Below are 21,798 nucleotides of genomic sequence, written 5' to 3'. Positions count from 1 at the left end.
TTTAATATCTGATTCAATAAATGCGGGAAAAACCATGCAGAAACCCTGCCCGGATTAAATTAAATCCAGACTTAAGTCCATGCTTAGTTAACTATTGAATCGTAGAGATGCGGGGATTACCCCGCATCTTATTACGCTTACGCCTCGAGTTTATTCAGTCCTCGGAGGATTTTTTCCGGCGTGAAATGCCACTCTCGCAACCAGACGCCGCATGCATCGTGAATCGCCGTCGCAATGGCAGGAGCAGCGCCGTTTACACCGATCTCAGAAATCGACTTCGCACCAAAAGGTCCAACCTTGTCATCGCTTGGCACCAAAAATGCGCGGAAGTCACGTGGTATATCGCCAATCTTCGGCGCACCGTAGGTTTGTAGATCGCGGGTAATCGGATTACCGGTTTTGTCATAAATCAACTTCTCGGTCAGGCTATGCCCGATAGCTCGCATTGACGCACCATAGATTTGCCCTAACGCCAGTTCTGGGTTTACCGGTGTACCGCAATCGAGCAGGGCGTAAAACTTATCGAGTCTGATCTCACCGGTGCGCACGTTAACGGCAACCTCGGCAAAGTTAGCGCCGAATGGGAAAGCAAAATCAGGGGTAATATAGCTCGCCGTCGCCACCAAAGTACCAAAACCCGTTCCTGTTTCAGCCTTATGAGCAATCTCGGCAAAGCTCACCTCTCCTTGCTTTCCTCGCACAATGCTTGGAGCCACAATAGTCACGTCCTCAATGGGCTCACCCAGCATCTGGGCTCCATGGAAGCGGATTTTCTCTTTCAGATTTTCAGCCGCCTTCTTGGCCGCATTACCTGAGAAACAGGTTCCCGAGGACGCATAAGCCCCCTTATCAAAGAGCGCGTGATCGGTATCACCCGAAATCACATGCACATCAGCCAGCGGACAACACAGCACTTCGGCGGTTAGTTTGGTCACAACCGTATCAAGGCCGGTACCAATATCAGCGCCACCGGAATGAACGATAATCGTGCCGTCAGACTCCAGCTTCACCATACAGTTTGCTTGGTCGATATCTGGGATCCCCGACTTTTGCATGATGATCGCAACACCCTGACCAATCCTCCAATCGCCCTGCGGAGCTTTATTCTCGCCCCAGTTCATCAGCTCGCGCCCTTTGCGCAAAATAGGCTCCAACGCACAGCTAGCCGCCGTTGGTACCGACGTCGGCATTTTCCCTTCGCCGATGGCCCCCAAAATCTTCAGCTCTTGCCCCTCAGTAACTCGGTTAAGCTCGATCATGTCCAGCAGATCGATATCAAGCTGCTCGGCCAACTCGGCTAACGCCATAGTGAGTGCAAAGTTACCTTTTGGTGCGCCATAGCCTTGATACGCCCCGGTTGGGCAAATGTTGCTGTAGTAAGTCGTGACTTGGAAATTAACGTTGTCGCAGGGGTATAGTGGCAAAGAAAGCGCTGGGCCGTTGCTTGGAACGGTAAGCGAGTGGTTACCATAAGGGCCGGTATTGGCGCGGAAGTCCATATCGATGGCAGTCAGCTTGCCCTCTTTCGTGGCGCCAATTTTGACCTTAACTTTGGCAACGTGCCGTGTCGTGTTGCTGATAAACTCTTCTTCGCGAGTGTAGTGGAAATAGACCGGGCGACCCGTAACGCAGGTTGCCCATGCGCATACTTCCTCTAGCAAAATATCTTGCTTAGACCCAAACCCGCCACCGACGCGCTCTTTGATAACATGAACTTTATTTTGTTTGAGCCCAACCAAGCGCGCGACCTGACGCCGAACATGCCATGGCACCTGAGTAGATGCGTGGATCACCAATCGTTCACCGTCCATGTAGGTGAAACAAATGTGGGTTTCTGTCGGACATTGCTGCGCCTGCGTAGACTCATACGTGCGCTCAATAACAACATCTGCCTGAGCAAATCCCTTCTCAACGTCCCCAATACGGCCGTGCACGCCTGCGGCTATATTTTTATGTGGCTTCGCACCAATCGGGAAGTTGATGATCATGTGCTCGCCCCGCGTCGCCGAGCCCCGATTCTGCACCTCAAGGTCAGCCGGTGCGCCATTGACATAAACAATAGGCTCATCGTGAACCAGCGGAGCATCTTCAGCCATTGCCTCATCAATCGACATCACTGGCTGTAACACTTCAAAACTGACGTCGATCAATGCCAATGCGGCTAGAGCGATCTCTTCACTTTCAGCCACTACTGCGGCGACACGATCTCCTACGTGACGCATCTTTTTACCAAACATCCTGCGATCTAGCGGCGAAGGTTCTGGTGCACTTTGTCCGCCAGGTGTGTAGTAAATATCTGGGCAGTTCAAGTGCGTAATGACATGCACCACGCCTGGCAAGGCTTCTGCTTTGCTAACGTCTAAATGTGTAATCAATGCATGAGGATGTGGACTACGCAGCATCTTGATGACACAGGCATTTTCAGGAATACGATCCTCAACATAACAAGGTTTAGCCTGCACCATTTTGGCAGAATCGACCTTTGGGCACAGCTTGCCTACCACCTGAAGATCGTCACGAAACTCAGGGGCAATTTCGCGCTGGCAAAAAGGATCGCTCATGCGCGCCTGCGCTAGCTCAACAACCTGATAAAACTGCTGATAGCCTGCATCTCGGCTAAATAACCCCGACAACGCATCGTCGATCTGCGAACGTGAAGGTGAGGAAATACGCTCAAGGAGATCGGTCAGGATCAGTGCAGCAGCAGGATCATTGTATCCCGACTGCACAATGCCCACATCGACCATGGCTTGCTGAACTGGACTAAGCTGATTCCAAGTTCCGAGCGATTCGGCGGTACGTACCACAGAACCGTCAAGCTGAGCGGCGATCAATAGAGAAGCATTGACAATCACGCCATCAAAAATGATCGCATCTGAACCCGCAAAACCAAAACCGTCATCACTATTACGGACAGAATGCAGCCCCAGATTGAATAAGATTTTTTGTACATTATCGCCCGGCTCGCATGACAGCGTGCGTGGCGTACCGTTTAGCGTAAAGCGAATGTTCATATCACTTTTCCTCACTCATCTGTTGGCAATCAGCCAGCAGTTCTGCAACGACAACACCCGCGATATAACGCTTGTATGCTTCGCTGCCTCCGATATCAGCACGTGGATGAATGACATCGCTCACGGCTTTTTCTAATGCATCATCACTAAGACCGCGCGATTCCACATCGCGTAACCGGATGGGCTGCTCTGAGACACCGTCCAATGCAATTTTCATTTCACCTTTGGAGGTTAATGCAACGGCCGCAGTGACCACCGCTAGCCCAGCGGCAGAACGGGCAACTTTACGCGTTGCGCAGCGACGATAAGGATCGGGCAGGATCACTTCGAGCAGCAGATCGTCGCGATCGTGACATACATACTCTTCTAAGCTCAGTGTCTCACCGGTCGCTGTAATGACTTGGGCATCTAATGCATACAAAACGGGCAGTAAAACACGTTCTTTTTGCTTAGCCACCGCTTCACCCGCCAGCGAAGCCTGATTACGCAAATGACGAGAGTAGATAAAACCGAGCGCGTTGCGCAGCGACTCTGGGATTAACGGAGTATCAATGAGAGCCTGTAATTTAATCTGAGCACCAATATGCAGTTGACCTTGCTGCCAACTCACTTTATTGAGCCCTAATTTTGATAAATCGATAGCGATCTTTTTTGTGGTTTTGGTCGGTGTCGCATTGAGTTTGCTCCCTCCGCCAAAATAGACCGCCTGATCCTGAAACTGGCGCTTGAGCTCAAGCGCCTGCTTTACAGATTCTGGCCGATAAAATTGCTCAATCATTTTTCATCCTCTTGTTATTCTCCCCATAAAGGGCAAACCGCCCCTCAATAAGGGGCGGTATAACATTTATGCCAATGAATCCATCCGCTTCCATAAGCGCTCTGCGACCTTGTTGGCCTCAGCATAGATTGGCGCGACATCAAACGGGAACTGGCCGTTTTCATAAACAAAGCGCCCTTCTACCATCACACTTTTCACACTGCCTGCCCCCATGCCGAAAGCAAGATGCCCGCCGATATTCTGCGCGGCCAAAGGCGTAGGTTCTGGATAATCGCAAACGGTGAGATCGGCTTTATATCCCGCCTCTAAGCAGCCAAAACGCGCACTGAAGTTACGTTCCAGCAAGCGGTTGCCGTTCCATAGGAAACGAGTAAAACTGTCTGGCCATAGCGGCCCACCCGCATCGCGATGTTTAAAGAACGCAAATTTCAGTTCTTCAAACATATCTGAGCCAATACCGTCCGTGCCCAACGCTAAATTCCGGTACTCGCCAATACGATGGTTATAGCCAACATGGTTATTCATATTCGAGCGGGCGTTATGTACCAAAAACGCATCCTGCTGATTGATGATTTCAATATCTGCAGGTGAGAGATATAAACCATGTGCCACCAGTGTTTTAGCGTCGATCAGGTCATGCTCAGCGAGGCGGACGATTAAATCCTTACCGTATTTATCGTGGCTGTGGGAGACGTCATAGCTATCTTCCGCCGCGTGGATATGGAGACCGCGTCCCGTCGCCTTAATGGCTTCACGCAGCATATCCAAACCTGCATCTGACACGGTGAAAGGCGCATGAGCACCGATGTGCGCTTCAACCAAATAGGGTTCATCCCCACGTTTTTTAGCTGAGTCGATCTGTTGCGCAAAAGCGATGTTTTCCTCAACGCCGGCCTGAAGCTCTTTATTGCCACCGTTGCGATCGGTTGTTTCAAAACAGGTCATGCCACGCAGACCCGCTTTGATAAAACCTTTGCGTAACGTGTTAAGTGACCCAGCAATGTAGTTTGGCGACGCGTGGTGATCGATAACCGCCGTACAACCGCTCTTAATGGCTTCCAGTGAACAAATCAGCCCGCTGTAATACAGAGATTCCTCATCTAAAGCGCGATCTAAACGCCACCAGAGATTTTTCAGCGTAGAGATGAAGTCTGGACTTGGCGCGATATTGGCCATAATCCCGCGCGACAGGCCAGAGTAAAAATGGTTATGCGCACACACAATTCCAGGCATCACCAGTTTTCCCTGCATCTCTTTGACCTGAGCCTGCGGGTATTTAGCCGTTAACTGATGACCCACTTCTTTTATCAACGCCCCTTCAACCACAATATCTACACCGTGCTGCACCGACGCAGGTTCAAACTGCACAGCAGTGACATTTTTAAGAATCAGCATCATTAAACCTCCACGCGGCCAAGTAGATAGTGATGGTGGTTGTGAACATGACTAATGATGCGGCACATGTCTTCCAACTCAGCGGGAACTTCGTCCAGTTGACCGTGTTCATCAATATGCAGGTGCCAGATTTGCTTGCCCTGACGTACGCTGACGTTTTGTTCATCAACATAGAAACCAGGGTTAGTGCTATTGGTAAAATCTTCTGGCAGGCTATAAATCGTGATTTTGTCTTTGTAAGGTTTGCCTTCCCACGGGCAGAACTGCGCACAGTTACCACATTCGTTGCAATAAGCGTCTAAATGCAGGGTTTGGAAACGGTCATGGAAACCTGGAACGGCGATTGAAACGTTGGCACGGTTAGGACAAACATCAACACACTTGCTACAGATGTAGTTACATTCCAAGCAGCGCTGAGCTTCCTGAGCGACAAAGGCTTCACGCTCTTCTTTATCAACCATCACGACGCTAATAGCGCCCTTACGCTGATAAATTTCGGCAGGATCGACATTCGACCACTGTTTGTCATGGTGATGTGAACGAATGTTTTCGCGCTTAAGTACCTCATCCGTTGCACGTCGAGCAGTGCCAATAGCGGCAACGATAGAAGAAGGTCCGTTTTGCACGTCCCCAATCAAGAACACGTTAGGACGGGTGGTTTCACCGGTATCATTAGCCACAGCAGGCCAACCCTCGGCATTCAACGGCACGCCCATGGCGCCTAATGCCGCACAGTCAGCCTGTTCACCAATGGCGGTAATGAGCGCATCCATCTGCAGTTTAATGGTTTTATCCGTTGCGACTGGACGGCGACGCCCTTTCTCATCAGGCTCACCCAGTTCCATAACGCGCGCAACTAATGTTCCGTCAGCATCAAACTGTTCTGGGTTTGTCAGGAACATAAATTTCACGCCGTCTTCCACCGCTTCTTCATACTCTTCGCGGTAGGCTGGCATTTCATTCAGGGTACGACGATAAATAACGGTGACATCTTCAACGCCCGGAACTTTCAGCGCAGCGCGCGCACAGTCCATCGCGGTATTACCCGCCCCGACAACGGCAACATGGCGGCCGAGAGAAAGCTTATCGCCACGGTTGTAGCTGCGTAGGAATGGCAGAGATTTGTAGACATTGCGGTTATCACCTGCCAGTTTCACACCGCTATTTTTGTCAGTGCCGATACCAACGAAAACATAGCTAAAGCCTTGCTGCATCAGCTTATCGACGGTTAGTTCTGGGTCGCAGCCAAACTCAAACTTCACACCATGGGCAGCAACAAAATCGATATCATGCTGGATGGTTTCTGCTGGGATACGGAACTGAGGAATAATGTTTTTCACTACCCCACCCGCATTTGCCTCACGCTCAAACAACGTGACCTGATAGCCGGCACGAGCTAGGAAGTAGCCAGCAGAAAGTCCCGCAGGCCCTGCCCCCAACACCGCAACCGGATGCTTAGAGCCAGAGCCCGCAGGTTTATGCCAACGTTGCTTGTATTCATCCCAGCCTTTTTCCAAGGCGACTTTTTTCAGCTCGCGGATATTTAGTGCGCTGTCGTAATCCAGACGTGTACAGTTGTACTGGCACTGGTGATCGCAGATATGTCCAGTGATCGCAGGTAACGCATTACGCTGATAAATAAGTTCTAATGCATCCGCATAACGCTGCTCGCCGAGCAGGCGAATATATTCAGGAATATCCTGCTTAATGGCACAGGCGGTAACACAAGGAGCCACATAGCAGTCAGTCATTGGCAACGGGCCACCAGCATCAATGCGATCTTGAGCTTTCCAATGTTTCTGAGTGTATTCCATGCTGACCGCTTTCTTCGCCAACGCTTCCAGGCGATCAACGTCGACTTTAGTCATGCCCCAAGTATCAGACTGATCCAGTTCACGCATGCACTCTAACTGGCGTAAGTATCCACCCGGCTTGAGTAAATCCGTTGCCATAGTGATTGGGCGAATACCGGTATCAAAAATCTCGCGAATATTAAATTTGCTCGCGCCACCAGAGTAAGAGATGGCAAGTTCGCCGTTAAAGGCGCGAGATAGCACCGCTGCCACGTTGATAGACAGAGGGAACAGTGCACGACCCGACATATACATCTCTTCGCCAGGCAGCGCGCCTTTGTGATTGATGGTGCCGAGCGTGTTAGTCAGCTTCACGCCAAAACTTAGCTGTTTTTCTTTACCGAGAGCAATCAGCCTTTGCAGCATGGAAATAGCTTGTTCCAGCTTCAAATCATGTTCGAAAGACTCTTCTTTCAGACCGATATAATCAAAACCACAGGTGTCTAAGATTTCACGCACACGTGGATAGCCGAGCAAGGTTGGGTTCAGCTTAACAAAGGTATTGAGCGCCTTCTCTTCCAGCATATAGCGGCAAATGGCTTCAATCTCATTTGGAGGGCAACCGTGCATCGTTGATAGGGTGACACCATGTACCATCTGCGCAGGGATCTGCTGTGGCAGCGTGCTGAGCTGTGCCGAACGAGATTCAAGGGCTAAACGTTGAGTAAAGTCTTTGTCACCAATGAAACTGGCCAGAATAGACTGATACTCGGCATATTTTGGATGTTGGGCAGAATCCATCATATTGTGAATGAAATTCTGCATTGGCGGCTGTTTAATACCTTCTAGGTTATAGCCAACGCTCATATTGAAAATGAAAGACTTTGCTTCACCTGGAGTGCGTGGATCAAAAATAGCTTCTAATAGATGCAGCACAAACCATGCTTTTAGATATTCGTCGTGTGCTTTTTGAAGGGTAAATTCCGTCGACCACTCGGTGTTAAAACATTCGTCTTCAGCGTCAATACAGGGTTTATCTAATTCTAAACGGTCGAGGATCTGCACCGTTTTCAGCTCGATAAAACGCCCACCGGTAAGCCAAGAAACAATGATATTTTGCGCAAGCTGCGTGTGTGGTCCAGCCGCTGGACCCATTGGGGTTTCGCAGGTTTCGCCAAATACCTTGATGAGTCGGTCATTGTCTTTACGATAAAACTGCTGTTCCGGTATACCGAAGATTGAGCGGCTTTCGTGGTATTCTGCGAAAACTCGCGTCAAAAGCTCCTCGAAAGGAACGGGGCGCATGATATCTCCCATGACTATCTCCTTGCTACGACATGCTCAAATGTAAAATGGCAGAGGATTAACAATCCTCTACGGATAAGAGATATCAGCAACAATCGAGCCAATGGTTTGCACTCAGAAATAAAAACATTAATTTCGTGAGCTAAATCGAATAGCAAATTTTATTTGTGAATCCGCTCACTAAACAAATGAGAATATAAATCAATGCCGCACTAGGCCACAATTACATCTACGGCCTACGCGTGAATCAATTATCAAAATAGAATAATACAATATCAGTTTGATAAACACTGAGACTTGAACATCTCAAAAATGAGAGCGCAATCGATAAACTAATATATAAAAATAAAAACGATATTATTAGCCAGTAATTAAATTAATCATGGGAAGTTCCAAGCAGTAATTGATATGCTTCCGGTGTATCTATATCCAGAACCGTCTGAGGTTGATTCATATTTAAATAGCGATACTCACCTGCAAGTAAAAACTCACGCATTGACGTCGGGGTGACATCATCCATGCAGGCTTGCTGTATGATTTTTTTAGGCAGCAAAACAGGATGTCCTGGGGTTCCCTGATGACAAGGCAACAATGCGTAAGGACCGCGCTTCAACCAAATCTGATGGTAGATCTCACGGTTTAAGCAAGGGATGTCACCATGAGTAATAAAGCAATACTCAGTATTAACATTTTTCCCAGCCGCTTGGATCGAAGAAAATAAACCGCTAGCATAATTATTATTTATAATAACTGTGATATCACTCTCATTATTATAACGCGCCAACAGTTCTTCACCGCGATATCCCACGACTAATATTATTCGCTGACAAAATTGACGTGCATTTTCTATACTTGAATCAAGAATCGTTCCTCCATTATAAGGTAGCATCATTTTCCATTGCCCCATTCGAGAGGAAAGACCCGCTGCCGTAATGATGCAATCTACGTTTTCACGCGGACTCATATCCACTATTGGAGATATAACCGCTCGTTGATGCTTTCCTAATTTATGATTCATCATTTCTCCTCGGCATGGTCTTTAATAAAAACTGATGATACCCAACATTGACGTGCTATTTAATGATGTCGTTTCAAATGTACAAAACAAACGCGCTTATCTTATCAGCCTGATTGGTGCTGGTGGGAAAACTAGTACCCTATTTTGGCTAGCTCAGTTTTTTGCTCAGCAAGGACTCAGCGTATTGATCACCACGACCACCCGAATGTATCGCCCTGAATCTTCTCAAGCTAACCCCATTATCATCGAAAAAGATTATTGGCCCACGCTCCTTCAACAGGCAAAGGTGCCAACACGCCCCCCTAAAATCGTAGCACTCTTCACGGAATATAATGCGGACACACAAAAAGTTTCCGGCATTACCCCAGAACAGGCTGACGAATTAAATCGCGCCCATCTTTTTGACATCATTTTAGTCGAGGCAGACGGCGCACATCAGAAACCGCTAAAAGCCCCTGCAGGGCATGAACCTTGCATTCCCCTCAGTAGTAACTGTGTGATTGCGTTAACCGGAGGGAGTGTCATTAATCGCCCCGCAGATCCTGAACATATTCATCGTTGGCCCATTTTCGCCGCCGTTTGTGGCATTAAAGCCGGTGATGTGCTCCAACTTTCAGTATTTGAAAAATTTATCTCACATCCTGAAGGCATGTTCAAAGGCGCCCCCAAGCACCCACTGCGCATCTGGCTGATTAATCAACTTTATCAGATCGATAATGCTCTTTTAGACGCGCTGAATGGCCTACTGGAATCTCAACCTGAGTTAAGTGCTATTTGGGTTGGCGCGGTTCAAGAACACCCTCCAATTACGCATCAGCTACGCCAGTCACACAAATGAATTGACGAACTATCACTGGGATCTTGAGGTTGCTATGAACATTTTTGCGCAAGCAGCACGATTGGAAGAAGAAAACAAACCTTTTGCGTTGGCACAAATTATTGAAAGTCGAGGTTCAACCCCTCGGCACTCCGGACAAATGTTGGTGCTGGCTGATGGCAGTATCTTCGGCACTATTGGTGGAGGCATGGTTGAACGTTTAGTTATTGAGCAAGCGCTCGAAGCGTTGTCCGAGCGTAAAGCTCGGGTCTTCCACGGGCGCATGGCGCGTAATGGCCAAGACGCCGTAGGATCAGACTGCGGCGGTGCGATGTCGGTTTATATTGATGTGCATGGTTTACGTCCTCGCTTAATCTTGATCGGCGCAGGACACGTAAACCGTGCGATTGCACAGGCGGCTGCGCCTTTAGGCTTTGATTTACACGTCGCCGATACCTATGCCTCTAGCCTCGATCCTGCCCTTTTTCCTGCGGGTACTACGCTGGTACATGCTGATAGCTTCAGCGCTGTCATTGAAAAGCTCAACATTGAAAAAGAAAACTTCGTTATCATCGCGACAAATAATCAGGACAAAGAAGCATTGGATGTGCTGATTGAGAAACCATTATGCTATTTAGGATTATTGGCGAGCCGAAGAAAAGTTCAAACCTTTACCCAAGCACTACGCCAGCAGGGAGTATCAGCAGCACTCATCGAACGTTTGCATGCCCCAATCGGCTATAACATCGGCGCAGAAACGCCAGAAGAAATTGCCGTAAGCATTTTGGCTGAAGTCTTACAGGTCAAAAATCAGGCTGCAGGTGGCTTGAAACAGGATGACGTAAGACTAAAACGCGACAAACTCGTCGTTATCCGAGGCTCCGGCGATATTGCGACTGGTGTTGCGCTCAGGCTTTTCCATTCGGGTTTCCATGTCCTCATGCTAGACATCGCGAAACCCACGGTGATCCGCCGTACCGTCGCATTCGCTCAAGCTATTTTCGATGGTGAAGCCTGCGTTGAAGGCGTCACAGCCAGAAAAGCGAACGGGATAGATGAAGCGTTTAGCATTCTCGATCGTGGTGAAATCCCAGTCTTAGTGGATGAAAAGGCCAGCTACCTTGATGAATTAAAACCTCGCTTCTTGGTTGATGCTATTTTGGCTAAACAAAACTTGGGCACCCACAAGGATATGGCGCCGATAACCGTGGCGTTGGGCCCTGGATTTAACGCAGGCCACGACTGCGATGCCGTCATTGAAACAAACCGAGGACACTATTTAGGCCGGGTGATCTATCAAGGATATACGCAGCCCAACACCGGTATTCCGGGCAATATCTCTGGGCATACAACCCGTCGAGTTATACGAGCCCCCGCTTCGGGCATCATGCACTGCTGCGTTGCGCTTGGCGATCTCGTTAAAGAAGGCGATGTGATGGCACATATTGGTGAAACACCGGTCTTTGCCCCATTAACTGGCATGGTGCGTGGCTTGCTTAGCGAGGGATTAGAGGTCTGCGAAGGATTTAAAATCGGTGATATCGACCCACGCGGCGCTGAGGCCGATTATATGACGGTTTCAGATAAAGCACGCGCGATTGGTGGCGCAGTTCTGGAAGCAATGATGAAGTTGGATCGGAAACATTAATTCTGAATATTCGCCCGCTTCCATGTCAATTAGGAAGCGGGCGAGGCAAACCGGTTAGTTAGCAATAACCGTCCCAGTTTTTCCTTCAATTCCCTGCTGTGCTTTACTCAAGACAGTAATCAATGCCTGACGGCCAGCACGAGACTCGGCGAAAGAAACGGCAGCTTCAACCTTCGGCAACATTGAGCCTTTAGCAAAATGTCCTTCTTCGATGAAACGCTGAGCATCAGCAATACTGAGCTGATCCAGCCACTGCTCATTGGGTTTCCCAAAGTTAATCGCCACTTTCTCGACCGCAGTTAAAATGATCAGCATATCTGCGTCGATCATTTCTGCCAGTTTGGCGCTAGCCCAGTCTTTATCGATTACTGCCCCCGCACCGCGTAAATGATTTCCTTCGCGCAATACAGGAATTCCACCGCCACCAACGGTAATAACCACTTGCCCCGCTTCAAGCATGGCCTGTACCGTTTCTTTCTCTACAATATCAACCGGCTTAGGTGACGCAACCACGCGACGATATCCACGTCCGGCGTCTTCCTTCATGATGTAACCGTTACGCGTCAACAGTTCGGCCTCTTCCTGCGAAAAGAATGAGCCAATTGGCTTGGTAGGGTTCGCGAAAGCGGGGTCTTTAGCATCAACAATCACCTGTGTGATAATTGTGGCAACCGGCGTTTGCAGCCCGCGATCGAGCAGTTCCTCACGCAACGCATTTTGTAAATCGTAACCGATATACCCTTGGCTAAGCGCCACACAGACAGACATAGGCAGCATCGGAGTGTGCGCCTCTGTTTTCGCGGCAGCTTCAAACGCTTGATTAATCATCCCTACCTGCGGGCCGTTGCCGTGAGTTACCACCACCTGATGACCATGTGCAATCAGATCAACAATCGCTTTCGCCGTCGATTTCACCGCCTGCATTTGCTCGGCGAGTCCTTCACCTAACGCATTGCCGCCTAGCGCAAGCACAATTTTCTTTTTCATCCTATTCCTCGCAGATATTGGTGACGCAGATTAAACGAATAAAACTACATGGAAGGTTGAGCAAAAGGTTGGCGATGTATAAACCGACCATAGCCAGCCTGCCCTGTGAATTTTCCAGCCTGAAACACATTTGCGCCTCGGCATAACGTCGTGATGATCTCCCCTCGGCAACGGAATCCCTCATAAGGTGAATAATCAGCGTTATCATGCAAATGAGTATGCTCGATAGTGGTGGTTTTCTGCGGGTCGATAATGACTACATCGGCATCTGCCCCCACGGCTAAATTGCCTTTTTGTGGCCACAAACCAAACAGGCGAGCAGGATTGGCGCTAGTGAGTTGTACAAAGCGCGCGGGCGAAATTCGCCCAGTCATTACGCCCTCTGAAAACAGAAGCTGCATGCGATTTTCAACCCCAGGAAGTCCATTCGGACAGCGGGTAAAGTTGCCATCAGACATTGAAATACGTTGGTGGTAAGGGAATGAGCAATGGTCGGTAGCCACGGTATCAATCGCACCATCAGTGATACCACACCATAGTTTGTCTTGTTCTTGATGGTTACGGAGCGGCGGGCTAAGAATGAATTTCAGAGCATCTTCTTGCTGATAGCAACGCTCATCTAGCAGCAGGTATTGTGGGCAGGTTTCAACCCAGACTGGCTGATGGCGCGCACGCGCCAAACGGAGATAATCGAGCCCTAAACCGTTAGAAAGATGAACAATGTATAACGGCACATTCCCTGCCAACTGGGCAAGATTAATCATGCGGCTGATAGCCTCTGCCTCACACTCGAGAGGACGACTCAACGCGTGATACATCGGCGAAGTTTTTCCCTCGGAGAGATACTGCTTGCGGCGTAGCGCAATCGCAGCATCATTTTCTGGGTGTACTGTCGCCAATGCGCCAACACGATGCAGCTGCTGTAAAGCCCGCAACACATCCGCATCGCCCAGCTTGTAGTTATACGTCAGATAGAGCTTAAAACTACTGATGCCTTCCTCATGGACCATTGATGACATTTCATTAAGGATTTCATCATCAATGTGTTGGATCACGCCGTGAAAGCTATAGTCCACCACGGCCTTCCCCGCCGCATACTGATGGTAAGCTTTCAACTGGTGATGCAGATTGCACCCCGCAGGCCCAAATCCCATATGATCAATAATGGTTGTTGTACCGCCGCAAGCTGCTGCGCGTGTGCCGGTAAAAAAATCATCACAGCTACGGGCTATTCCAACGTCGATGTTGAAATGGGTATGAACGTCAATGCCACTGGGCATGACGTAACATCCTTCGGCATCAATCACTTCGTCTGCGTCTTCAGCAGAAATATGCTCAGCCATATGGCTGATAATGCCATTTTCGATCAGCAGATCCTGTCGGATTTCACCGTCTGCGTTGACGACCACACCGTTGATAATCAGCTTTTTCATCGAATGATTTTCCTTGGAGCTATAGGCTGAAAAAACCACTCCAGCCAAATTATGGCCGGAGTGGATTACGCAATTAATGCTAATTATTTTTTCAGTTCATCGAGATAGGACAGTGGGATCGCGGCATACATAGCAGCACAGGTCACCAAATGGTCTTTCCAGGTTTTCTCATTTGGCGCATGTGCTTCAGGCTCTTTACCTGGGCCAAAACCAATTACTGGAATACCATGACGACCCATGATGGATACACCATTAGTAGAGAACGTCCACTTATCAACTACCGGTTTCTTGTTGAACAACCCTTCATAAGCTTTGCTCAGCGTTTTAACGGTGATGTGATCTTCTTCCACTTTCCACGTTGGGAAGTAACATTCGGTTGGATACACCAAACCGGTGTAAGAAGGTCGATCGTAGTTGTACATGGAAACCACGGCTTTAGAGGCTTTTACTGCAGGCAGGGCGCGAATTTCTTCCAACGCGCCTTCCCATGTTTCACCCCAAGTTAAACGGCGGTCAATGGAAACTGCACAGCTATCGGCAACCGCACAACGGCTTGGCGAAGTGAAGAATATTTCTGATACGGTCAGAGTCCCTTTACCCAAAAACTCATCATTCCCCAAATTATGAGAGAGTTCTTTCAATTCGTTAAGGATTGGGCCCATTTTGAAAATGGCATTATCACCACGTTCTGGCGCAGAACCATGGCAGCTGATGCCTTGAACATCGACGCGAATTTCCATACGCCCACGCTGACCACGATAGATCTGGCAATCTGTTGGCTCGGTACTCACTACAAACTCAGGACGGATTTTTGATTGCTCAATGATGTACTGCCAGCACAGGCCATCACAGTCCTCTTCTTGAACCGTACCGGTTACCAGCAGCGTGTATTGATCTTCCAGCCCCAGATCCTTGATGATCTTACCGGCATACACCATAGATGCCATGCCGCCTTCCTGATCCGATGCACCACGGCCACCGATCAGCTCATCATCTTCCATTCCTTGATAAGGATCGAAGGTCCAGTTTTTAATATTACCAATACCCACGGTATCGATATGCGCATCCATCGCAATCAGATGCGGGCCGTGGCCGATATAGCCGAGAATGTTACCCATTGGGTCAATCTCAACCTTATCAAAACCCACTTTTTCCATCTCTTTTTTGATGCACTGCACCACGAGTTTTTCATCGCAGCTTTCGCTTGGGATGGCGATCATATCGCGCAGAAAGCGAGTCATTTCATCTTTGTACTGATATGCTTTTTCCAACACCATTTCAAAAGGAACTTGCTTAGCCATTTTTCTTTCACTCCAATGTGTTAGCTCGCTTACGGCGAGAAAATAAAGGTCAAAAAGCCGTGGGGATATATGCGATCAACTACAGGCTGGATGCTTCCCTTCCCACACCACTTCTCGATAATGCTTAACGTCGGTGTCGCCTTCGGTGCTGATGAGCAACACTACAGAATCATGATTTAAACCAAGCTCTTGCATTAGCTCTTCGCGCTTCGGATGATGGTGAACTGCGGCTAAAACACCTAACCCAACGGCACCAGACTCACCCGATACAATCCGTGGATCTTTTCCAAGTGGATTGCCTAAAACACGCATACCGAGCGCAGCGACCTTGTCTTGACAGGAGATAAACTGAGTTGCGCAGTTACGCAGCAATGGCCAGCCCAGAGGATTAGGCTCACCGCAGGCTAAACCTGCCATAATGGTGGCCATATCGCCGCCCACGTTGACAATTTCACCTTTCAAACCTGAGCGGAAAACACAGTCAGCTAAATCAGGTTCTACAATGACGGAGTGCAGCTTTTCAGCACCAAATACGTCAACTAAATACCCAAGTACGCCGCCAGCCATAGCGCCAACGCCCGCCTGTAAGAACACATGAGTTGGGCGCTGAACCCCCATCGCCAGCATCTGCTCCACGGCTTCGTCTGCTAGGGTGGAATACCCTTGCATAATCCACGTAGGGATCTTGGTATAACCTTCCCACGCAGTATCCTGCACCACTTCCCAACCCCGTTCCTGCGCGGTCTTCATCGTCAAGCGAACGGTATCGTCATAGTTCATATCGGTTACGATGCACTCAGCACCTAAATTACGAATATGATCAACGCGTTCACGAGCAGAACCTTTTGGCATGTAAATCACGGCGTTTTGACCAAGCTGCTGAGCAGCCCATGCAACACCACGGCCATGGTTGCCATCTGTGGTGGTTGCAAAGGTCATTTTTTCTGTCAGAGTGGCTTTGAGTTTTTCAAAAGAGAATTCGTTGATATCGATTTGGTACTTTTCACAAAGCAGCCGAGCAATGGCATAGGCCCCGCCCAACATTTTGAAAGCGTTCAAACCAAAACGTTGAGACTCGTCTTTAACTAAAATCTTGCTCACACCAAATAGCTGAGCCAACTCTTCCAACGAGCGCAGCGGCGTCGGCTGATAACCCGTAATTTTTTTATGAAAGGCACGAGCCTTTTGTGCTTCTACGCGCGAGAAAAGTGGAGACGTTTCACCGTTGAAAAAACGGTTTTGCGCAATATCCACTTTCAAAGAGAAAACAGACATAACCCATCCTCATCAGGAGAATATCCGCCTACGCGGCGGAAATACCGACGCATCGCCCGATGCGCCGGTGCAGACAGCCTTACTTGATGCGCTTTTGCGCTTCTTTCAGCAATTGTTCTAAAACCAGACCCGGTTTAGAGAATTTACGCGCCACGATCATGGCCGCGATGATGTATGGCTTCCAGCTAGCTTCTTTGTAAGTAGCGATGCGATATTTTTCGAATACGCCTTCAGTCACTTCGCCCTCTTTACAAGACACGCCGGAGATATCCGCAGGCAGACAGTGCATATAAAGCGCTTCACCGCCTTTGGTATGCTTCATCATTTCTTCGGTGCAGTGCCAATCTTTATGTTTAGCGTTCTCGGCTAAGCACTGTTTCTCCAACGCTTTGAGACCATCATGATCGTTGGCGCGCAGCAGTTCAGTACGCTCTTCCATCACTTTGTAAGGTGCCCAAGACTTCGGATAAACAATATCTGCATCTTTGAAAGCTTCTGCCATTGAGTTCACCTGACGGAAGCTACCGCCAGAAGATTCTGCGTTCTGTTTTGCAACAGCGACAACGTCAGGGATCAGGTCGTAACCTTCAGGATGAGCCAGCGTGACATCCATACCAAAACGCGTCATCAGGCCGATAATGCCCTGTGGTACAGAAAGTGGTTTGCCATAGCTTGGTGAATACGCCCAAGTCATCGCAATTTTTTTGCCTTTCAGATTTTCGAGACTACCAAAATGTTCCTGCAACCAAGCCAAATCGGCCATTGACTGCGTTGGGTGGTCGATATCACATTGCAAGTTAACCAACGCTGGACGCTGCGGCAGTACGCCTTGCTCGTAGCCTTCATCCAGTGCAGCGCCAACTTCACGCATATAAGCGTTACCCGCCCCCAGATACATGTCATCACGAATACCAATAGCATCGGCGCAGAAGGAGATCATATTTGCAGTTTCACGCACGGTTTCGCCATGAGCAATTTGTGATTTTCCCTCATCCAAATCTTGTTGCGTTAAACCCAGCAAGTTAAGTGCTGAAGCATAGGAGAAACGGGTACGTGTTGAGTTATCGCGGAAAACGGAAATGCCAAGACCACTATTGAAAATCTTGGTTGCAATGTTTTCTGCACGCATGGTTTTTAATGCTTCGGCCAGATCCAGAACCAGTTTCAGCTCCTCTGGGCTTTGCTCCCAGGTCAGCAGAAAATCTTTTTCATGCAGATTCGACTTAAGCGCGTTGATATCCTTAATTAATTCGTTAACTGTTCTCATCTCATGGCCCTACAATAGTAAGTGATTGGCGTTTGGATTTAATCTGCTACAACGCACGTGAGGCAGAATTTATGCGTGCATCAATAACAGCGACTGTTAACTCTTAAACAATAACTATGCCAAACTGTATTTAGATAAGGCACAAAGAGATAAATAGACTAAATAATGTGAGCTAAGCCGCACTATTTATTATGAAATCGAGAAAGTAACCTCACACAACAGGAATAGTTACAAGACTAACTAAGAAGCAATCGTATTTTTCCCCTTCACCACTTGAATTAAAAACGGTATTTTTTCCATTGATACAAACCAGAATGATAAGAAAAGCGCCATTCTTATCAATTTGATAATAAAGTGTGATGCGCGCTGCAGAAACTTATCCAACTTAACAAAAGACGATTGATGTTTATCAATCCCCCTACTGTATTCATGTATTATCGTAAGTTGAAAGGACATAATTCCCGATAACTATAAACGCGTGCAGTTGTAGCGTTAGAGAAAGGTTCCGATTATGACACCCGTAAACTCTCAGTCTATATTGATGCAAATTCAGCCCACGATCTTACGTTTCACCAAAATGCTCGCCAGCGTCTTACAGCTGGAAGTTGAGATCGTTGATGCCAACATGACGAGAGTCTCAGGGACAGGGCCCTACGGGAAATTTTTTGGCCGCAAGCTGAACAGCAACTCAAGACTACTTAGATATGTACTTGATACTAAGCAAGAAAAAGTTGTCATCCATTCTAGATTCGATCCTGTCTGCGAAGGCTGCACGAGTAAAGATAGCTGCAAAGAAAAAGCTTTCCTTGGCATTCCTATTATTTTTCAAAACGCATGTATTGGCGTGATCAGCCTGGTGGCATTTACTCCAGAACAACAAGAAAGAATTAAAGATAACATCCATGAGTTCTCAGATTATGTTCGTCATATATCCAACCTATTTGTTTCTAAACTATTAGAAAACCAAGGAGGAAGTGATGGGATAAATAAAATTCTGATGAGCCTGATTGAAAATATGGATCAAGGCGTATTGGTCATTGATAATGAAAACAAAGCTAAATTTGCCAACCCAACTGCATTGAAACAACTCAATGCCACACAAGAACAAATTATTGGAAAAACATTTAATATCAGGCCACTGACTTTCCAACAAAATTATACCAGTGGACATTTGCAACATATTATTTCATTCGATGAACAACAAGAACTGATTATTGGTCAGCTACATGACATTCAAGACCACCAGCTATTTTTAATGGCATTTCATCAGTCTCATTCTCCGATGAATGTTGATTTCAATCCTGATGATCCGCGTATTGAACATTTAGTGGGTGAATGCCGCCCAATTCGAATTTTAAAACGCCTGATTACTCGTGTAGCCCCTAGCCCATCCAGCATTCTCATTGTTGGAGAGAGTGGTACCGGTAAGGAAGTTGTCGCCCGAGCAATTCATCAATTAAGCGATCGAAATAATAAACCCTTCATCGCTATTAACTGCGCAGCAATTCCGGATCAACTCTTAGAAAGTGAACTATTTGGCTATGTGAAAGGCGCATTCACTGGAGCTTCAGCAAACGGCAAAATAGGGCTAATTCAAGCAGCCAATAACGGAACCCTATTCTTAGATGAAATAGGGGATATGCCACTGACCTTGCAGGCTAAACTACTACGCGCGATCGAATCTCGAGAAGTACAGCCAATTGGCTCAAGTAAACCGATCTCTGTTGATATCAGGATTATTTCCGCCACTAACCAGAATCTTGAGCAATACATTGCCGACGGTAAATTTCGCGAAGACCTTTATTACCGATTAAATGTCATTCCAATGACTTTGCCCCCCCTGCGCGAACGTCAGGGCGATATTGAGCTACTGGCTCATTATTTCCTTAATTTACATACTAAGCGTATTGGTATTGTTTACCCAGGCATGGCGCCTGAAGTCATGTCGCTGCTGAAATTATATCGCTGGCCAGGCAACGTACGTGAGTTAAGTAACCTAATGGAATATTTGATTAACGTGGTGCCAAGCGGCGAGGTGATTGATATCTCACTACTGCCACCTAATTTGGTCAACGGGCAAGTTACCCGTACTTATCGTGAAGATATTCCTTACCAAAGCGCAGCAGCATGCGAAGAACACGGAGCCACGGGGCTAGAAGATATGGAACGGCAAATGATTCGCGAGGCACTCAGTCGCCACAATAATAAAAAACAGGCTGCTGATGAACTTGGAATTGGTATAGCGACGCTGTACCGGAAAATAAAAAAATACGAGCTGACGTCGCTATAACCGCACACCTCTGTATAAAATCTAGGTCGATGGGATAGATGCTTGTACACGCATGCTGGCATGTACGGGACAAAGGTGAAATGTTTTCAGCCGTGAACCAGCAGTATCCCCATAATGAACAGGCATAGCATCATAGGCAGAGCCAAAATCAGCAATTCAAGCATACGCTTGCCCGGATGAAGGATTTCATTTTCTTGGGTTTTAGCCAGCGCCATTGCCCCTAGCAACACGGCAAACAATGACAGCGCACCAGCAAAGCTAAAATCGGCGAATAGTACCGACATTTTCCATGCGTTATACGCTTCTGGCGACAAAGCGGCTTGGTTCTGCCCTTCCGTCAACCATTGCCATAGCAATAATACCAATGGCAGCAGCCATGCTCCCGCCCCAGCAATCCAAGATATACGTCTAATCACTGCATTTGTCCCCAGATACAGATTAAAACCAGTCTGACATTGATTTATTTTTTATCAAAAAAAGCCCCGCACTGCAGTAACGCCGTTCGTTTAAGAGATCGAGATACACGGGTCTACCACACCGTGGGGCGCTCCGGCGGCTTACGCCGCTACGACCCCATCGGTGTGCTCCCCCTAAAATCGAGCTTAAGTGAACGATGTTACGCAGTGCAGGGCTATGGGTTGATTTCTTTAATAGAAATCAGAATGGAATATCGTCATCGAAATCCATTGGCGGTTCATTGCTTTGTGGCTGAGCTGCTGGAGCACTCTGAGGGCGAGCCGCTGGCTGTGAGCCGCCGCTGAACTGATTACCCTGTGGCTGCTGAGGTTGACCCCAACCGCCCTGCTGACCCTGTGCCTGACCGCCGCCCATAGGCGCACCGCCACCTTGACGTCCACCCAGCATCTGCATGGTGCCGCCAACGTTTACAACAATCTCAGTGGTGTATTTTTCAACGCCCGCCTGATCGGTCCATTTGCGCGTCTGTAGCGCGCCTTCGATATAAACCTGAGAACCTTTACGCAGATATTCACCTGCAACCTCTGCCAGCTTGCCAAACAGCACTACACGGTGCCATTCAGTTTTTTCTTTCTGTTCGCCGGTTTGCTTGTCGCGCCAAGTCTCGGAGGTGGCCAGAGTAATATTGGCTACAGCACCACCATTCGGCATATAACGGACTTCTGGATCTTGACCCAGATTCCCGACAAGAATCACTTTGTTAACGCCTCTGCTGGCCATTTCGATTCTCCTGATGAAGTAAATTTGTACATACCCACGACAATTGTAGCCGCATCACAAAAGGTCTACCCCTTTTATACAGCGCTTACACGGGCCCAATCGGGCAAGGCCTCGCCGAATAACGCGACTGCAGCTTCAAGTATGGCGGGTGTAGTCTAAACCGTTAATTCTAACACGCCAGTGGCCTAACGGCACCACTGTTCGCTTCTGTGAAGTAGATTCCTCAATTGTTTAAGCTTAGAACAATTTTGCATTCATATACTGGATATTCATTCAGGTT

General features: G+C 48.0%; 15 protein-coding genes. 3 read left to right on the top strand and 12 right to left on the bottom strand.

Going from position 1 to position 21,798, the window contains the following annotated elements; all coding sequences use genetic code 11:
* Positions 1–137: 137 nt before the first annotated feature.
* The 5 genes from M988_RS01765 to M988_RS01745 all read right to left on the bottom strand — a co-directional run bounded on the left by M988_RS01765 (position 138) and on the right by M988_RS01745 (position 9,306).
* Positions 138–3,014, bottom strand: coding sequence for a molybdopterin-dependent oxidoreductase Mo/Fe-S-binding subunit (locus M988_RS01765; RefSeq protein WP_008815419.1), 2,877 nt, complete (start codon positions 3,012–3,014; stop codon positions 138–140).
* A gap of 1 nt (position 3,015) precedes the next feature.
* The gene (ygfM, locus tag M988_RS01760; RefSeq protein WP_008815420.1) at positions 3,016–3,792 is read right to left on the bottom strand and encodes a molybdopterin-dependent oxidoreductase FAD-binding subunit; all 777 of its coding nucleotides are present in this window, start codon (positions 3,790–3,792) and stop codon (positions 3,016–3,018) included.
* A 66-nt stretch (positions 3,793–3,858) separates the two neighbouring features.
* Positions 3,859–5,187 (bottom strand): putative aminohydrolase SsnA, encoded by a 1,329-nt coding sequence (gene ssnA, locus M988_RS01755; protein ID WP_064572757.1) that lies wholly within the window; start codon positions 5,185–5,187, stop codon positions 3,859–3,861.
* A gap of 2 nt (positions 5,188–5,189) precedes the next feature.
* Positions 5,190–8,297 carry a putative selenate reductase subunit YgfK gene (ygfK, locus tag M988_RS01750; RefSeq protein ID WP_008815422.1) on the bottom strand — a complete coding sequence of 1,036 codons (3,108 nt, stop codon included), beginning with the start codon at positions 8,295–8,297 and terminating at the stop codon, positions 5,190–5,192.
* 364 nt (positions 8,298–8,661) lie between these two features.
* Positions 8,662–9,306, bottom strand: coding sequence for an NTP transferase domain-containing protein (locus M988_RS01745; RefSeq protein WP_223283567.1), 645 nt, complete (start codon positions 9,304–9,306; stop codon positions 8,662–8,664).
* Between the two features lie 31 nt (positions 9,307–9,337).
* Between M988_RS01745 and yqeC the strand changes: the two genes are divergently transcribed.
* Complete coding sequence (gene yqeC / locus M988_RS01740) at positions 9,338–10,141, top strand: selenium cofactor biosynthesis protein YqeC (RefSeq protein WP_064572585.1); 804 nt, start codon at positions 9,338–9,340, stop codon at positions 10,139–10,141.
* 34 nt (positions 10,142–10,175) lie between these two features.
* Positions 10,176–11,768: a selenium-dependent molybdenum cofactor biosynthesis protein YqeB gene (yqeB, locus tag M988_RS01735; RefSeq protein ID WP_064572581.1), complete on the top strand. Its 1,593-nt coding sequence runs from the start codon at positions 10,176–10,178 to the stop codon at positions 11,766–11,768.
* Between the two features lie 54 nt (positions 11,769–11,822).
* Here yqeB and arcC read toward each other — a convergent pair whose 3' ends face one another.
* The 5 genes from arcC to ygeW form a co-directional block, all read right to left on the bottom strand.
* Positions 11,823–12,755 carry a carbamate kinase gene (gene arcC / locus M988_RS01730; protein WP_008815426.1) on the bottom strand — a complete coding sequence of 311 codons (933 nt, stop codon included), beginning with the start codon at positions 12,753–12,755 and terminating at the stop codon, positions 11,823–11,825.
* A gap of 44 nt (positions 12,756–12,799) precedes the next feature.
* Entirely contained in the window at positions 12,800–14,188 is a 1,389-nt protein-coding gene (gene hydA / locus M988_RS01725; RefSeq protein ID WP_064572579.1) for a dihydropyrimidinase, read from the bottom strand.
* Between the two features lie 83 nt (positions 14,189–14,271).
* Positions 14,272–15,489: a YgeY family selenium metabolism-linked hydrolase gene (locus M988_RS01720; protein WP_008815428.1), complete on the bottom strand. Its 1,218-nt coding sequence runs from the start codon at positions 15,487–15,489 to the stop codon at positions 14,272–14,274.
* 75 nt (positions 15,490–15,564) lie between these two features.
* Entirely contained in the window at positions 15,565–16,764 is a 1,200-nt protein-coding gene (dpaL, locus tag M988_RS01715; protein ID WP_064572577.1) for a diaminopropionate ammonia-lyase, read from the bottom strand.
* Between the two features lie 79 nt (positions 16,765–16,843).
* Entirely contained in the window at positions 16,844–18,031 is a 1,188-nt protein-coding gene (ygeW, locus tag M988_RS01710; protein ID WP_004097024.1) for a knotted carbamoyltransferase YgeW, read from the bottom strand.
* 511 nt (positions 18,032–18,542) lie between these two features.
* Here ygeW and M988_RS01700 point away from each other — a divergent pair.
* Positions 18,543–20,321, top strand: coding sequence for a sigma-54 interaction domain-containing protein (locus tag M988_RS01700; RefSeq protein ID WP_008815430.1), 1,779 nt, complete (start codon positions 18,543–18,545; stop codon positions 20,319–20,321).
* A gap of 86 nt (positions 20,322–20,407) precedes the next feature.
* Here M988_RS01700 and M988_RS01695 read toward each other — a convergent pair whose 3' ends face one another.
* Together M988_RS01695 and ssb1 are read right to left on the bottom strand one after the other, a co-directional pair.
* Complete coding sequence (locus tag M988_RS01695) at positions 20,408–20,737, bottom strand: hypothetical protein (RefSeq protein ID WP_008815431.1); 330 nt, start codon at positions 20,735–20,737, stop codon at positions 20,408–20,410.
* Between the two features lie 241 nt (positions 20,738–20,978).
* On the bottom strand, positions 20,979–21,518 hold the full coding sequence (ssb1, locus tag M988_RS01690) for a single-stranded DNA-binding protein SSB1 (RefSeq protein ID WP_004097018.1): 540 nt from the start codon (positions 21,516–21,518) through the stop codon (positions 20,979–20,981).
* Positions 21,519–21,798: the final 280 nt, after the last annotated feature.

The sequence above is a fragment of the Hafnia paralvei ATCC 29927 genome (assembly GCF_001655005.1).
Lineage (GTDB): Bacteria > Pseudomonadota > Gammaproteobacteria > Enterobacterales > Enterobacteriaceae > Hafnia > Hafnia paralvei.
The sequence above is the reverse complement of the archived record's forward strand: the minus strand, read 5'-3'. Positions and strand labels throughout refer to the sequence as shown.